Source organism: Rhodopirellula sp. SH410 (genome assembly GCF_055811895.1).
In genome coordinates this window covers 2920146-2934896 of sequence record NZ_CM147949.1, presented here as the reverse complement: position 1 = coordinate 2934896, position 14751 = coordinate 2920146, and the positions used below count along the sequence as shown (strand labels likewise).

General features: G+C 57.4%; 14 protein-coding genes. 9 read left to right on the top strand and 5 right to left on the bottom strand.

The window, feature by feature from the left end:
• Positions 1-123 precede the first annotated feature (123 nt).
• Genes atpD through SH410x_RS10705 form a run of 9 tightly spaced genes read left to right on the top strand, consistent with a single transcriptional unit; the run spans position 124 to position 6914 of the window.
• Positions 124-1626, top strand: a complete 1503-nt coding sequence (atpD, locus tag SH410x_RS10745; RefSeq protein WP_473676503.1) for a F0F1 ATP synthase subunit beta — start codon at positions 124-126, stop codon at positions 1624-1626.
• Complete coding sequence (locus SH410x_RS10740) at positions 1616-2005, top strand: F0F1 ATP synthase subunit epsilon (RefSeq protein ID WP_473676502.1); 390 nt, start codon at positions 1616-1618, stop codon at positions 2003-2005. The genes atpD and SH410x_RS10740 overlap by 11 nt, the downstream gene beginning before the upstream one ends.
• Positions 1998-2354: an AtpZ/AtpI family protein gene (locus SH410x_RS10735; RefSeq protein WP_473676501.1), complete on the top strand. Its 357-nt coding sequence runs from the start codon at positions 1998-2000 to the stop codon at positions 2352-2354. Before SH410x_RS10740 ends, SH410x_RS10735 begins: the two co-directional genes overlap by 8 nt.
• Entirely contained in the window at positions 2347-2670 is a 324-nt protein-coding gene (locus tag SH410x_RS10730) for an N-ATPase subunit AtpR (RefSeq protein WP_473676500.1), read from the top strand. The genes SH410x_RS10735 and SH410x_RS10730 overlap by 8 nt, the downstream gene beginning before the upstream one ends.
• Complete coding sequence (locus tag SH410x_RS10725; protein WP_473676499.1) at positions 2651-3355, top strand: F0F1 ATP synthase subunit A; 705 nt, start codon at positions 2651-2653, stop codon at positions 3353-3355. The genes SH410x_RS10730 and SH410x_RS10725 overlap by 20 nt, the downstream gene beginning before the upstream one ends.
• Positions 3356-3379: 24 nt before the next feature.
• Positions 3380-3661 (top strand): F0F1 ATP synthase subunit C, encoded by a 282-nt coding sequence (locus tag SH410x_RS10720; RefSeq protein ID WP_473676498.1) that lies wholly within the window; start codon positions 3380-3382, stop codon positions 3659-3661.
• 3 nt (positions 3662-3664) lie between these two features.
• Entirely contained in the window at positions 3665-4468 is an 804-nt protein-coding gene (locus SH410x_RS10715) for a F0F1 ATP synthase subunit delta (protein WP_473676497.1), read from the top strand.
• Positions 4465-6033 carry an alternate F1F0 ATPase, F1 subunit alpha gene (locus SH410x_RS10710; protein WP_473676496.1) on the top strand — a complete coding sequence of 523 codons (1569 nt, stop codon included), beginning with the start codon at positions 4465-4467 and terminating at the stop codon, positions 6031-6033. The genes SH410x_RS10715 and SH410x_RS10710 overlap by 4 nt, the downstream gene beginning before the upstream one ends.
• Complete coding sequence (locus SH410x_RS10705; protein ID WP_473676495.1) at positions 6030-6914, top strand: F0F1 ATP synthase subunit gamma; 885 nt, start codon at positions 6030-6032, stop codon at positions 6912-6914. Before SH410x_RS10710 ends, SH410x_RS10705 begins: the two co-directional genes overlap by 4 nt.
• 154 nt (positions 6915-7068) lie before the next feature.
• Here the strand turns inward: SH410x_RS10705 and cmk are convergent, their stop codons facing one another.
• From cmk to asnB, 5 genes are all read right to left on the bottom strand, one after another.
• Positions 7069-7731 carry a (d)CMP kinase gene (gene cmk, locus SH410x_RS10700; RefSeq protein ID WP_473677290.1) on the bottom strand — a complete coding sequence of 221 codons (663 nt, stop codon included), beginning with the start codon at positions 7729-7731 and terminating at the stop codon, positions 7069-7071.
• Between the two features lie 52 nt (positions 7732-7783).
• Positions 7784-10366, bottom strand: coding sequence for a transglutaminase TgpA family protein (locus SH410x_RS10695; RefSeq protein WP_473676494.1), 2583 nt, complete (start codon positions 10364-10366; stop codon positions 7784-7786).
• Complete coding sequence (locus tag SH410x_RS10690) at positions 10367-11635, bottom strand: DUF58 domain-containing protein (RefSeq protein WP_473676493.1); 1269 nt, start codon at positions 11633-11635, stop codon at positions 10367-10369.
• A 5-nt stretch (positions 11636-11640) separates the two neighbouring features.
• Complete coding sequence (locus SH410x_RS10685) at positions 11641-12585, bottom strand: AAA family ATPase (RefSeq protein ID WP_473676492.1); 945 nt, start codon at positions 12583-12585, stop codon at positions 11641-11643.
• A gap of 69 nt (positions 12586-12654) precedes the next feature.
• Positions 12655-14598, bottom strand: a complete 1944-nt coding sequence (gene asnB / locus SH410x_RS10680) for an asparagine synthase (glutamine-hydrolyzing) (protein WP_473676491.1) — start codon at positions 14596-14598, stop codon at positions 12655-12657.
• Positions 14599-14751: the final 153 nt, after the last annotated feature.

The window sequence follows — 14751 nt, the reverse complement described above, 5'->3', positions numbered from 1 at the left end:
ACACCTAGACTCGTAATTCTAGAATGAACATTCCCATAGCAATCAAGGGACAGCTCAGAGCAAACGTTTTTCGCCTGATTGAATCGGCACTGTTTTGCTACAGTACTGCCACGAATGCAACTGATGACGACATCAAACAAATCAACCCGCCCTCCCTCGGCTGACGCCTCCCAGCCGGACTTGCATATCGGCAAGGTGGTCGCAGTGCGCGGCAGCGTAGTGGATGTTCGCTTCACGGAACGCTTGCCTGCGATCCACACGATGCTGCGGACGGGGCCCGATCAGGAGATCGCGATTGAGGTGCTCGCCCAATTGGACGCCCATCTCGTGCGTGGAATTGCACTCACCCCCACGCAAGGATTAGCACGGGGGATGCAGGTGACGGACACAGAGAGTCCCTTGCTCGCTCCCGTGGGCAAAGCGATTCTATCGCGAATGCTCGATGTTTTTGGCAATACGATTGACCGAGGCCCTACGCTGGGCGATGTGCAGTGGCGAAGCGTGCACCACGCCCCACCGCCACTCGTCCGTCGATCGACAAAATCGGAAGTGTTCGAGTCGGGAATCAAAGCGATCGATGTGCTCTTGCCTTTGGAACGAGGTGGCAAGGCCGGTCTATTCGGCGGCGCGGGCGTCGGCAAAACGGTGCTGCTCGCGGAGCTGATTCACAACATGGTCGGCCACGAAGAAGGAACGAGCATTTTTTGTGGCATTGGCGAACGGTGTCGCGAGGGTGAAGAGCTATACCGCGAAATGAAATCCGCCGGTGTGCTGGACAACATGGTCATGATTTTCGGTCAAATGAACGAACCGCCGGGCAGCCGGTTTCGTGTTGGTCACGCGGCCCTGACTATGGCAGAGTACTTCCGTGATGAGGAACACCGCGACGTGTTGTTATTGATCGACAACATCTTTCGCTTCATCCAAGCGGGCATGGAAGTTTCGGGATTGATGGGGCAAATGCCTTCGCGGTTAGGATATCAACCGACGATGGGAACGGAACTCTCCGGTTTGGAAGAGCGGATCGCCAACACTGATTCCGGCGCGATCACGTCGATTCAGGCGGTCTACGTCCCAGCCGACGATTTTACCGACCCCGCCGCCGTCCACACTTTCTCGCACCTGTCGGCCTCGATTGTCCTGTCACGCAAACGAGCAAGCGAGGGATTGTTTCCGGCCATCGATCCCCTGCAATCGAATTCCAAGATGGCGACACCGGGCATTGTTGGAAAACGCCACTATGATTTGGCTCAAGAGATTCGACGCACGCTCGCGCAATACGACGACCTAAAAGATATCATTTCGATGTTGGGACTTGACCAATTGTCGGCGCGCGATCGCAACGTCGTCGCTCGCGCTCGACGCTTGGAACGATTCTTGACCCAACCATTTTTCACAACCGAACAGTTCACTGGATTGAAGGGAAAAGCGGTTAGCCTGGAAGATGCACTCGACGGCTGCCGTCGGATCTTGAACGATGAATTCAAGGACTACCCTGAAAAAGCTCTGTACATGATTGGCAAAATCGACGAAGCCAAAAATTTCCGTGAGACCGACTCCGGGCAATCCGATGGGCATCGTAACGAGGAGGCCGAGCACTCTGATGGCAGCCCGCATGACGCTTAAGATCCTGTTGCCGTATGAAGTGCTCGTCGAGCGCCATGATGTTTTGCGCGTGGTAGCGGAAACCCCGTTCGGCTCCTTTGGACTCCTGCCCCACCGCCTCGACTGTGTCGCTGCGATCACGCCCGGAATTCTCGTCTATGAATCAGAGCAGGACGGAGAGGCCTTTGTGGCGGTTGACGACGGCGCGATTGTGAAGGCCGGAACGAACGTGTTGGTCTCGGTTCGAAACGCGATCGAGGGTGTCGATTTGAACGAACTCCGCGAAGCGGTACAGCGAGATTTCTTGACGCTCAATGAACAAGAACAGAACGTTCGCGCCGTGCTGGCGAGAATGGAAATCGATTTCGTTCGCCGTATCGCGAATTGGCGCCATGAATAAAATCCCCGAACCCAATCCACCGAATAGCGAAAAACCAGCGGGGCAGTCATCGCGTTTTACCCGCCAAATTGATGCGGAGTCGAAACGAAAAATGAAGGCGAGGCGTAATCGCGACTCCGGCGTTTGGTTTGGACTGGGCATGATGGGACTGATCGGTTGGTCGATCGTGGTACCGACGCTTGTGGGAACGGCCCTTGGCATGTGGCTGGACCATCACTTCCCGCGGGGTCAGTCGTGGACATTGATGTTGCTGGTCGCCGGATTGCTGATCGGATGTTTCAATGCCTGGATGTGGGTTTCCAACGAGGACAAGGCGATGCACGAAGAGAAGGAGGACGATAATGAATGAGTCACTCAACGTGGGGCTGCCCCTCGTTTCAGGCCTGGCCATCGGTGTCATTTTCTTCGGTGGATTATGGTGGACCGTTCGCAAAGGACTGACGTCTGACCACCCTGCCACTTGGTTTCTGGTCAGCCAGTTGTCGCGAATGACCGTGGCACTCCTTGGATTCTATTTCGTCGCCAATGGAAACTGGCAGCGACTCCTGCTCTGCCTGGCCGGATTTCTGATCGCGAGAGTGGTCGTGACACGCCTGACGCGAAACGCTGAATGCTCACCCTCCCCGACCACGAAGGAGATCGACCATGCGTCTCAGTCCCGATGAATGGATCCTTTGGCAGTCGGGGTTCATCAAGCTCAACGGCACCATTGTCTTCACATGGGCCATCATGCTCGTGCTCACCGTCGGATCGCTACTGATTACCCGGACCTTGTCGACGGAGATCAAGCGCACTCGCTGGCAAAACCTGCTGGAGATCATCGTCACTGGGATCGTCCAACAAATCAAAAGCATCGGACTTCGCAAACCTGAGAAATACCTCGGGTTTCTCGGAACATTATTCCTGTTTGTAGCCACCGCGAGCCTCTTCACAATCATTCCGGGCTATGAACCGCCCACGGGATCGCTCTCGACCACCTGTGCGTTAGCGTTGTGTGTCTTCGTCGCTGTCCCGTTGTTTGGAACCGAAGACCAGGGAATTGTCGGCTATTTAAAATCCTATATTGAACCGACGTTCATTATGCTGCCGTTTAATCTCATCAGCGAAGTCTCCCGAACTCTGGCGTTAGCCATTCGTCTGTTCGGCAATATGATGAGTGGGGCGATGATTGTCGGCATCCTGCTTTCGATCACACCGCTCCTCTTCCCGATCGTAATGACCTTGCTCGGACTACTGACCGGGATGGTTCAGGCATACATCTTCAGCATATTGGCAGCGGTATATATTGCCGCAGCGACACGCATTCGCCTGCCGAAGGTCGAAAATGAATCCACCGTCACAAAAACATAAAATTGGAACCTGAAAGGAAACAATATGGATAGTACAACTTGGATTGCCGTGACGTCGATTGTCATTGCGGGGCTCACGACCGGTTTTGGCACGATGGGACCGGCGTTAGCCGAAGGCAAAGCGGTCGCAACGGCCCTGACGTCAATCGCGCAGCAGCCTGATGCCTCGCCGACGATCACGCGAACACTGTTTGTGGGCTTGGCAATGATCGAATCGACCGCCATTTATTGCTTCGTCGTTTCGATGATTCTGATCTTTGCCAACCCGTTTTGGAATCACGTCATCGCCCACATGTCAGGGAACTAAACGATGCTCATCGATTGGTTCACCGTCGGTGCTCAGGCTGTCAACTTTCTGGTTTTGGTCTGGCTACTGAAGCGTTTTCTCTACAAGCCCATCTTGGATGCGATCGACGAGCGGGAGCAGCGCATCGCGAACGAACTTGCCGATGCGGATGCGAAAAAGCGAGCCGCCAAGCAGGAACGCGACGAATTCACAAAGAAGAACGACGCGTTTGACCAGCAGAAAAACGAATTGTTGAGGAAGGCGACTGAGGACGTGAAGGCTCAACGGCAACAGATGCTCGACGAAGCACGACACGATGCGGACGCGTTGCGGACGAAGCAACACGAAGCATTGACGCGTGAGCTTGCGAGCATGCGGGCAGAGATCACCCGGCGGACTCAATCAGAAGTGTTCGCCATCGCGCGTCACACGTTGTCCGATCTAGCCGGCGCGGACTTGGAAGACCGGATGTGCGATGTCTTTCTCGCCCGCCTGAGAGAGCTCGACGACGACGTGAAGCAGCAAGTTCGTGAATGCAAAGTGTCCGATTCCGATCCCGCGATTGTCCGTAGCGCGCTGGTGCTATCCGCTGAGCAACACGATGCGATCGAGCGAGCACTCAATGAAGTGTTCGAAAAGGAGATGCCCGTTCGATTTGAAACCGATGCGGACGTTGCCAGTGGGATTGAATTGACGATCGGCGGCCAACGGATCGCATGGAGCATCCGTGACTATCTCGAGTCGCTTCAACAAAGCGTTGGCCAGCTGCTCGAAGACGATTCCATGTCCCCGGCGAGTGCGGGTGCGGAAGCGGAGATCGCTCAATGAAGGAGCCTATCGACCTAATGCAAGTCACAATCGAGCGAGCATTCGAGGGAATTGCTCGTGGCCGCCAATCGTTTTCGCCTACGTTGGTGCCACACGAGGTCGGAACTCTCTCGAGTGTCTCGACAGGCATCGCTCAAGTCACCGGTTTGCCGGGGATTGGGTACGACGAAATCGTGACGTTTCCCAATGGCACGCTGGGCATCGCGTTCAATGTCGATGCCGAAGAAATAGGCGTCGTTCTACTCGGTGACTACACGACGCTTCACGCGGGCGCCGAAGTACGCCGAACCGGCCGAGTCATGGACGTCGCCGTCGGCGACAGTCTGCTAGGCCGAGTAATCGATCCGCTCGGCCGTCCGCTCGATGGAAGGGCACCAATCGTCTCCAATCAGCGCAAGCCCGTCGAACGCCCGGCAGCTTCGATCATGGATCGCGCGCCCGTCACGGTGCCGCTTCAGACGGGGCTGAAAGTCATTGACGCAATGATACCAATCGGTCGCGGTCAGCGTGAACTCATTCTAGGAGATCGGCAAACGGGTAAAACGGCGATCGCCATCGACACGATCCTCAACCAACGCAATCAAGACGTCGTCTGCGTCTATTGTGCGATCGGTCAACGGGCGTCGACGGTCGCGAAGGTAGTGGCGACTTTGAAGGACCAGAATGCGATGGGCTATTCGGTCGTCGTCGTCGCCGAAGGGAACGAACCACCCGGACTCGCCTACGTCGCCCCGTACGCGGCAACGACCATCGCGGAGTACTTCATGGAGCAAGGCCGCGACGTGCTGATTGTCTATGACGACCTGACTCACCACGCCCGAGCCTACCGCGAGTTGTCTTTGTTGCTTCGGCGCCCTCCGGGCCGCGAGGCGTTTCCGGGTGATATTTTCTATCTTCACGCTCGACTCTTAGAGCGCTCCACTCATCTTCATGAGGAACTCGGCGGTGGTTCGCTGACGGCACTTCCAATCATTGAGACCGAGGCGGAAGATATTTCCGCCTACATCCCCACCAATCTGATCTCCATTACTGACGGTCAGATCTATCTCTCACCGTCACTATTTGAATTGGGAACTCTACCGGCCGTTGACGTGGGTAAGTCCGTCTCGCGAGTTGGCGGCAAGGCACAACGGGCTGCCTATCGTGCCGTCGCAGGTGATCTCAAGTTGGCGTACGCGCAGTTCGAGGAATTGGAAACCTTTTCCAAGTTTGGTGCTCGGGTCGATGAATCCAGTCGTAAAGTGATCGAGCACGGCCTGCGCATCCGGGCATGTCTGCAACAGGCTGAACACTCGCCCGTCTCCGTCTCCGCGCAGGTGTTGGTCCTGTTGGCTCTGACGGACGGCCTCTTTGATGCCATTGCGATGGACCAGATGGCGGACGCGGAAGCCGCTGTTCGAGCGGCTGCGGGAAGCCTTTCCGCTCAAACGCAAGATCGTATCCAGTCAGCCGACACGCTAAGCGATGCGGATCGCAGCGATATTCTCGACGCCGCACGCGATGCACTGCAGCCATTTCAGCCGGGTGAAAAGACACGCCCATCGAACCAGGGAGCGGCCACTTGAGTCAAACAATAGCCGGCCTCAAGCGTCAGATCGGGGGCGCCACTGACCTGCAATCGGTCGTGCGGACGATGAAAGCGATGGCCGCTTCCAACATTGTCCAGTACGAAAGTTCGGTACGGGCACTCGCCGACTACAGCCGCACAGTCGAACTCGCTTTAGGTGTGTGTATTCGGCAAGCCGAATCCAATAGTATCCATTCCGAGCCCAGCCTGGCGACCGCCACGAACCTGACCGTGGCGATCGTGTTCGGTTCCGACCAGGGACTTGTCGGGCAATTCAACTCGATCGTCGCTGAGGAAGCGTTGCGAACACTCGCAACAATTCCCGGCAAACACGAAATCTTGGCCGTTGGTGAGCGCGTCCATGCGCGACTGGCTGATTCAGACTCGACGTTGATCGGTCGCTTCAACGTGCCGAATACAGTGAAAGCGATCGCACCGCTGGTCGGTCAACTTCTCGTCCAATATGAGACACAAACCGAACACCACCCTGCGACCCAACTCTTGGTATTCCACAATCGCCCTACGGCCGGTTCCCTCTACGAACCCGTCAGTCAACGGCTTCTGCCACTGGACAACACCTGGCGCCGCCAACGTTCCGAGATCCTGTGGCCAACGAAGAACCTGCCTCAAGTTTTAGGCAACGAACTTCCAACGATGCGCAAGCTAGTGGGCGAATACCTCTTCGTATCGACCTTCCGAGCCTGTTCCGAGTCGTTGGCCAGCGAGAATGCGAGTCGATTGGCTGCCATGCAACGTGCGGACAAGAGTATCGAGGAGCTACTCCTGACACTCAATGCGTCATTTCATCGCAAGCGTCAAAGCAGTATCGACGAAGAACTCTTCGATGTCGTTTCAGGTTTCGAAGCGTTGAATCGATGAAGCGTTCAACGCAAAGCCCGTTCACCGCCCATGGCCGGAGAGGATGATCGCGCCGAAGATCTCGCCGCCTCTCACTCTGACCAAGGCAGCCCAGGATACAACCGGTTTTGCATATGAGTTGAATTGCAAAAGCGATGATCCGTCCGCCGACGGATCATGATTTTTTTTGTTCCATGCAGGATCGCACGGCGTCGAGGACCGCCTGTTTGACATCCTCGGCCGCCATCGCATCGGTCTGAATGACGATCGCATCAGCTGCCGCGCGGAGGCGACCGACCGGTCGCATGCGGTCCTCCAGATCACGTTGGTTTTGCGCCATCAACACTTCGTCTAACGTGACCGCGCGCCCGGCCCCTTGCAATTGCAACTGACGACGGCGAGCACGCTCCTCGGGCGACGCCGTTAAGAAGATTTTGCAATCGGCATCTGGAAAGACTTCCGTGCCCTGGTCCCGTCCCTCGGTAACCAGGTCGCGCCCCTGGGCGATGCGGCGTTGTTGCCTCATCAAGCAACCGCGAATCTCCGGTGGATCAGCGATGAATCGAATATTGGATGTCACGAGAGGCGTGCGAATGGCCTCCGAAATGTCTTCGTCGTCGAGATCGATTCGGTCGTCACGCCACGCAAGCCGAGCGTTTTCGGCGTATTGCACCAGCGTGACCACGTCCGAAAGCTCAATCCCCTGCTGCATCGCACCGTAGGTGATCGCCCGATACATCGCACCGGTATCGAGAAAGGCAAAACCGAGTTCCTCGGCGACGCCGCGCGCGATGCTGCTTTTACCGGCTCCAGCCGGCCCGTCGATCGTGACAATCATACCCATGCGTTGTTTTTCCTTGGAATCGATCTGCTGTCTGAGAATGGTCAGCTTACTTTGTGGTGTGAGCTGATTTTGCTGGTGTCTCAATTGTTTTCGTTTGGGCGAGCCTCGCTCGCAGACTTGCGAGTGACCGTTGGATCGTTTCATCGAGCGGTTGATCCTGCTCTACCGGCGCCGATGGCACGACACCATAACGCAGCCGATAGAAAAGTCTTGTCAAGACGGATGCTGAATCACGTAGCTGCTCGTCGGGCAGACTCGCCGTTAACTCAGCGGGCGTCTGGCCCGCCGAGCGAGCGTACCCAACTCGTTCGAGCAACTCGAGTGCTTCGGAATAAAACGCGATGCTCGGCCGCGCCACCTGCTGTGGTCGCTCCTCCCGCTGGAGGCGAAACGCTTCCGGAAACTGACGTCGCAAAAACACGATCGCTAACGCGCCGAGCACGATGGCCGCGACCGCCGCCAGCGTGAAAATCGTTCTTCGTTCGCCAGGCCATTCAATGTCGTCCGAGTTGATGCGGAGCGCCAGTCGTTTGACACGCTCGATCCAGGTGCGATAGGACGTCGACATCGTTGCCACGCCGGGCGTGGTTTGAAATGCCGAGTCCTGACGCTGCGGGTCCATTTCAATGATGTAGTCATTCCAGATATCACGAGCGAGCTCAGCAATTTTTCGACCGCCACCTAACCCATCGGCTTCGGCGTCTGGAACACCGCCGCCGCCGGGAGTTGGATCCAGGCGCAGCCAATACCGCAGCGAATCCGGCTGCCCGTAGACGTGTTGTGAGAGTGGTATGTCGTTACGGTCGATCAGGGCCTCCACCCAAGCGTGGGCGTGACTCTGACGGACGACGAAGTACTGCCCAAGATTGTTGAATTCTTCGCAGTGGTAGCCTACGACAATTCGCGAGGGAATGCCTTGGCTGCGAAGCATCATGGCCAATGCCGAGGCAAAATATTGGCAGTGGCCGCGGCGGTCAACGCTGAGGAACTGTTCCAGCGGATCCATCCCCTCAATGACCTCATTATCGAGATTGAGCGTGTAGCTGTAACGACGATCTTGAGAGAGGTGCTGCTCCAACCGTTTGGCAACCTCATAAGGATTCCGCTTCCCCGGTGGCATGGTCTTGACGAACTCGTCGGCAAGAGATTTCGCTGCCGGGATCGCGTCGGCAGGATAGTCGAGTAACCCGTCGAGATATTGGCGTTGAAAGGCTGTCAGACGCTGCTGCTGGGGCGAATCTTGATCTTCAGTGAAGAGATCATCGATCCCCCAGTCTGCGAGCCATCGACGCCGTCTACGATCGTCGTTGATGGCCGGTGCGAGCGACACATCGTGGATCCACTGAGTTTGAATCCCATTTCGAAAACCGTGGGTACCGAATTGATATTCGATACGCTCGTTTCGCATGGAGGGAGCATTGTCACCCGACGAGTTCCGGCTGAGCGTCCATTGGAACGGATGCTGGACGATTGCGCCGCTGCCGATGATGCGATGGTAGGGCGCGATCGCGAACAACGCCGACGACCGCATCGGCTCACAGCGAATTTCCACGTGAACGCGATCAAAGAAATTTTGATCGCTATCGCGGGTCGGACTGAATCGTGGAGGGAGCGGTATTGAGTTGCCTTCGAATTCGGCAGAGCGGTTATGCCACGATCCACCACCCTTCTCCACCGGAACGCCGGCAAGATAGTCCTCGAGAACTCGCCCGCGAAGGTAAAGACCACCCTGGACGGCGTAGGGTTTGTGTTCCGCAGGATCGTCGAGTCTCACCCGCAGGGCACGGTCTTGACTCTTCTGCATCCTCCCAATTTGGCGCAAATCCATGTCGTCACTGAATCCGACCATCGCCTCAGCGGCGACACCTCGCTGCGCCTCGACACGCCGCGGCAAGGCAAAAAAGATGACCGCAGCGATCGCAGTGACCGCCGGCAGGAGGAGGACCAGGCTGGACCACGACAGTCCCGCGGAGACGCGAGAAAACGATCCAATGGCGGCTCGATTGTCGTAGCGAAAGATACCCTGGACGGGCGCGCCGGCCAGATCACGCCCGATTTGCTCCGCACGCGTGACCGTTTCGTCAGCCGACAGGAGAGCAAGCGCCACCCCCGCTGCAATGGTCAGTGGAAAGAACCACGCCGCGTAGCTAAATGCATCGTTGAAAACCGCTGCGACGATACAGTTGAGCAACGCGAAAGTGAGTAGTTGCTCAAACAGTCGATGGGTCTTTTCCTGCAGCATCAAGATCGCTTGGGCGATCCCGAGTAACTGTGCCACCGCGACCATCTTGGGCGCCAACACATACGAGTCTTGCGCAAAATCAACGATGCAAGCCACGGCGGTCAACGCCATCGCTGCATAGGCTATTAACGCTGGCAGCGCGAATAGTTTCAACCAGTCGACGAAGATAAAACCGATCAGGGCAAACACAACAACGACCGCCGCGAGGGGCCCGGTGTCGGCGCCGGTACCGAGTAGCATCCCCCCTAAGCCGGTGACGACCGCGAAGGCGAACTTCGTTCGTATGCGAAGCGGAGAATCGGCGCGTTGCCAATCTGCCAACCGAGCCTGGGGCTGGTTGCCCGCAGCACCGTCTGAACGAGGCATCGGATCGTCGGTTGGGATCATTTAATTATCCTCCATCGCAAACCAATCGTGTCGTCCGCTATCGGAAACATCGACCCAATTGATTGGGCTGCGTGTTTTCCATTGTCGCAATGCCATAGCCGTTGTCTCATCCGCCGCAACGGCATCCGCTTGGGCACGGGGACTGATGACCACGAGATCCGGTAAGCGTCCCGCAGTCTCGGCAGCTTGGGTGAGTGCTGCGCCGAGCGCAACGTTCCTGCCTGGGACGACGTGAGCCAGTGATTGTAGCATGCGTTTTCTCGCCATCACCGAAGGACCGCCAGCGACAACGCCCACCCCCTTGCCCGCACCGCCGCCTGCGACGACCAACAGCACCTGATTTTCGCCACCCTGAGTCAACTCCATCGCGATGCTCGCCGCCAAGCTGATCGCAGTTTCGAGCGTATCGTCGATCCCTTGCGGATCGCTAGCGGTCGTCGCCCCGGGTGCGGTCGTCGCCCCGGGTGCGTTCGACCATGCATCGACCAACAGGCATAAATCGAAACGCTGTTGTTGCTCGAATTGTCTGACGGCCGGTTCATTGAGGCGCGCCGTCGTACGCCAGTGAATATGTCGAGGGCTATCGCCATGGCGATATTCTCGCAACCCAAAGAACTCGTCGTCGGCATGCCCATTTCGGTGCACAGCGGTCGACAGGCTGCCGATCTGGCTGGGCAGAATCCGCTGCCATGACCGCCGCAGCCGGAGCAGGCGGGGATAGACGTCCACGAAGTCCGGAGGCCCGGCGTATTTACGAGATGCTGTGGATAGGGAGAGCGGTGCGGTCGTTGAAACCAACCAGTCATCCAATTGGTATCGTCCCCGGTGTGTCACCGTGATATCGAAATAGGCACTCGTCGCTTGGCCTGGCATGAGCAGACCAACACCGGTCATGGTGCGCTGCAAACGGCCCACGAGGCGGCCCTTCTGCAAACCGCCATCGCCGCCTAGCTGAGTTCGCTGCAACGTATCCTCCAACCGAATCAGCCACAGCGGCATGAGTCGATGAGAGTTGTGCAATTGATATCGGATTCGCATCGGTTTGCCCACAAATCCTTCCGCCGGCATCCGGCGGTGGATCCGCAACCCATCGATCATCGACAGGCTGACACGCCACTGGGCAAACAGTCCCCCAAGAGTCACCGCAGCAACGACGACGAGCAGGTTGAGTCCCTTGAGCGACCCGCCGAGAATACCAAACACGCCGATCAACATCACCTGGATCCCCAGACGCGTCAGACGATGGCGGGTGCTGCGTCGATCCATCATTTTCGCTACACCGGAACGGGAATCGATTCAATCAAATCCGCCAACTGTTGCTCGACGACCGAGCGACTGCCCCCTTGAAAAATGCCTTCGGGCAACACGCGGTGGGCAAGCGTGGGGACGGCGAGCTGTTTGAGATCGTCCGGGACCACGTAGTCGCGTCCGCGCAGCACCGCGAGCGCTTGACAACCTCGATAAAAACTCAAGGCTCCACGTGTACTGACACCCACCTGAAATCCCTCGTGTCGACGCGTCGCCTCAACGATATCGAGCAGATATCCCGTCAAGGTTTCGTCAAAGCGAACCACACCGACCGACTCTTGGGCGGCGAGAATGTCTGCTGACGACAACACGCTGGTCAGTCGATCGACGGGCTCACCGGACTGGTGCGTCTGCAAAACCATTCGCTCCATCTCACGCGCCGGATAGCCGATCGAGGTCCGCAACAGGAAACGATCGAGTTGGCTTTCCGGTAGTGTATAGGTGCCTTGGTATTCGAATGGATTCTGTGTCGCGATCACGATGAAAGGTTTGGGCAGCGGGTGCGTAACTCCGTCCACACTGACCTGGCCCTCGCTCATCGCCTCGAGCAACGCCGACTGGGTTCGGGGCGGGGCCCGGTTGATTTCGTCGGCCAGCACCACGTTGGCAAAAATGGGCCCCGGCGAAAACTCAAAATCGCCCGTCGCCGAGCGATAGATCATGCTGCCCGTGATATCGCTGGGCAAAAGATCAGGTGTGAACTGGAGCCGCGTGAATTTCGCGTCGAGACTGCTCGCCAGTGCCTTGGCCGCGAGGGTCTTGCCGACACCCGGCACATCCTCAAGCAAAATGTGCTCGCCAGCCATGATGGCGACGATCAACAGATCAATCAGTTCGTCTTTGCCTAAAACAACCTGAGCGATATTTTCGCGAAGCAGTTTGCAAGTTTCGAATGCACTGCGTGGGGCCATGAATACGATCGAATTGTGAGGCGAAAAGACGCGGCCATGTTGAGCCGGTGAACCATGAGTTCCCCCATGCTAGTGTGTTCCACCGCCGTTATCCATCGGTCGTGCACCGTCGACCTGCCGCATCCACGTCTCCAAGATCAAAAGGTTCCACAACCGATAGCCATGATTTTGCTCGCCGGATTGGTGAGCGTTGACGAGCGCGGCGACGGCTTCAGGACGGAAGAACCGGTGAATCGCCGCGTCCGGAGCCAGCATCGTGTCATGCACCAACTCGCGAAATTCGTTGCGGAACCAACTGCCGATCGGGATCCCGAAACCCATCTTCGGCCGCGTGAAAATCGACGCGGGAATCCGATCGCTAAACGAATCGCGAAGCAGCAGTTTGCCACGGCGGCCGCGAAATTTGTACCGCACCGGCAACGACGCGGCAAACTCAACGACGCGGTGGTCGAGCATCGGTTGGCGTACCTCCAGACCATGCGCCATCGAAGCGATGTCCACTTTCGTCATCAAGTCACAGGGCAAATAGGTCAGCACATCGGCGGTCGATGCCCGCGTCACCAAATCACGTCCCTCACTGCGGCCCCATGCGGCCTCGAGAAACGCAATCGGATCCTCGTTCGGCAACTCGGCAACAAAATCATCCGTGTACAGCGATGCCCGCAGTGGCTCGGGGAAAATCTGCAGCCAATTCAGATAGCGACGAACCGCAGACTGCCCGATTGCTTCGAGGAACCGTTTGCCTCGCCGGATCACGCTGCGGCGCCGATTCGAATCGGGCAAGCGTTGGATCAAACCCATTCCCGGCGCTCGGTGTACCGGAAACAATCGCTGGATTTTTTGACTCAACCACAAGGCGCGATATCGATCATAGCCCGCAAACAGTTCGTCGCCGCCATCCCCCGACAATGCCACCGTCACGCTCTGACGCGTTAATTCAGATAAATACCAAGTCGGCACGGCTGAGGAATCGCCAAACGGTTCGTCGTAGTGCCATACCAACTTGTCGAGAATGTCGATGGCGTCGGGGGTGACTTCGAAACGCGTGTGATTGGTGCCCAGGTGCTTCGCCACCTGGGCGGCGTATGCCGTCTCGTCAAAATCCGCAATCGGGAACCCGATGCTGAACGTCCGCAGCGGTGTCTCGGTGTGGTCGCCCGCCAACGCCGTGATCAGGGATGAATCGATTCCGCCGGACAGGAACGAACCCAGTGGCACGTCGCTCCGCATCCGCAGTCGCACCGAGTCACTGAGTAACTCACGCAGTCGCTCGGTGGCATCGGCGTGTGAGATCGCGATTTCACGCGATGGGTCATAATCCCAATATCGCTCGACTCGGAATCCCTGGCTATCGAGTACCGCAAAATGCCCCGGGGGTAGTTTATGCACCCCCTTCCAAATCGTGCCGGGATGAGGGATGTACTGGTACGTCAAAAACTGGTCAATCGCTGCCGGATCAATCTGTTCACAGACACCCGGAACCAATGCGAGTGATTTCAGTTCACTACCAAATACCAACCGGTCATTCTTCAACGCGTAGTAGAGCGGCTTCTGGCCGATACGATCTCGGGCGAGCACCAAACGATTTTGAGTGGCATCCCAAATGGCGATCGCAAACATCCCGTTGAGGTGCGAGAAACAATCGGTACCGAGATCCTCGTAAAGATGCAGGATCGACTCGCCATCGCCCTCCGTCGCGAAATGGTGCCCCGACCCTTGGAGGCGGTGACGAAGATCCCGGTAATTGTAGATCTCACCGTTGAAGACCATCCGCACCCGGCCGTCCTCATTGGCCATCGGTTGTCTCGAACCCGCCACGTCAATGATCGACAAACGGCGGAATCCAAGCGCCACGCCCATGGGATTTCCACGGGCATCACAGTGCCCCGGATCCGTCCAAATCTGCGCATCGTTGGGACCGCGATGCGAAATCACATCGGTCATCCGAGAGACCAGCGCATCATCGACGCGATGCTCGTCGCGAAGCCAAACCGAACCGGTGATTCCACACATGCGTGCTAAGCAATTCCAAGGGACCATTGCAACGTAACGTGAAGCCCCAGTATCACCGACAGGTCGCGATTCCAACAGCCCCACGGGGTACGCGTATCGATGCCTGGTGTCATAGTTGGGGGACCTGGTCCCGAGCGAGCATTTGGCGAGGGG

Excerpts from the sequence above, each read along its gene's own strand:
- SH410x_RS10735 (WP_473676501.1), top strand. The coding sequence starts at position 1,998 with ATGAATAAAATCCCCGAACCCAATCCACCGAATAGCGAAAAACCAGCG.
- SH410x_RS10710 (WP_473676496.1), top strand. The coding sequence starts at position 4,465 with ATGAAGGAGCCTATCGACCTAATGCAAGTCACAATCGAGCGAGCATTC.
- SH410x_RS10725 (WP_473676499.1), top strand. The coding sequence starts at position 2,651 with ATGCGTCTCAGTCCCGATGAATGGATCCTTTGGCAGTCGGGGTTCATC.
- SH410x_RS10715 (WP_473676497.1), top strand. The coding sequence starts at position 3,665 with ATGCTCATCGATTGGTTCACCGTCGGTGCTCAGGCTGTCAACTTTCTG.
- SH410x_RS10720 (WP_473676498.1), top strand. The coding sequence starts at position 3,380 with ATGGATAGTACAACTTGGATTGCCGTGACGTCGATTGTCATTGCGGGG.
- asnB (WP_473676491.1), bottom strand. The coding sequence starts at position 14,598 with ATGTGTGGAATCACCGGTTCGGTTTGGCTTCGCGACGAGCATCGCGTC.
- SH410x_RS10730 (WP_473676500.1), top strand. The coding sequence starts at position 2,347 with ATGAATGAGTCACTCAACGTGGGGCTGCCCCTCGTTTCAGGCCTGGCC.
- SH410x_RS10690 (WP_473676493.1), bottom strand. The coding sequence starts at position 11,635 with ATGATGGATCGACGCAGCACCCGCCATCGTCTGACGCGTCTGGGGATC.
- cmk (WP_473677290.1), bottom strand. The coding sequence starts at position 7,731 with ATGATTGTCACGATCGACGGGCCGGCTGGAGCCGGTAAAAGCAGCATC.
- atpD (WP_473676503.1), top strand. The coding sequence starts at position 124 with ATGACGACATCAAACAAATCAACCCGCCCTCCCTCGGCTGACGCCTCC.
- SH410x_RS10695 (WP_473676494.1), bottom strand. The coding sequence starts at position 10,366 with ATGATCCCAACCGACGATCCGATGCCTCGTTCAGACGGTGCTGCGGGC.
- SH410x_RS10685 (WP_473676492.1), bottom strand. The coding sequence starts at position 12,585 with ATGGCCCCACGCAGTGCATTCGAAACTTGCAAACTGCTTCGCGAAAAT.
- SH410x_RS10740 (WP_473676502.1), top strand. The coding sequence starts at position 1,616 with ATGACGCTTAAGATCCTGTTGCCGTATGAAGTGCTCGTCGAGCGCCAT.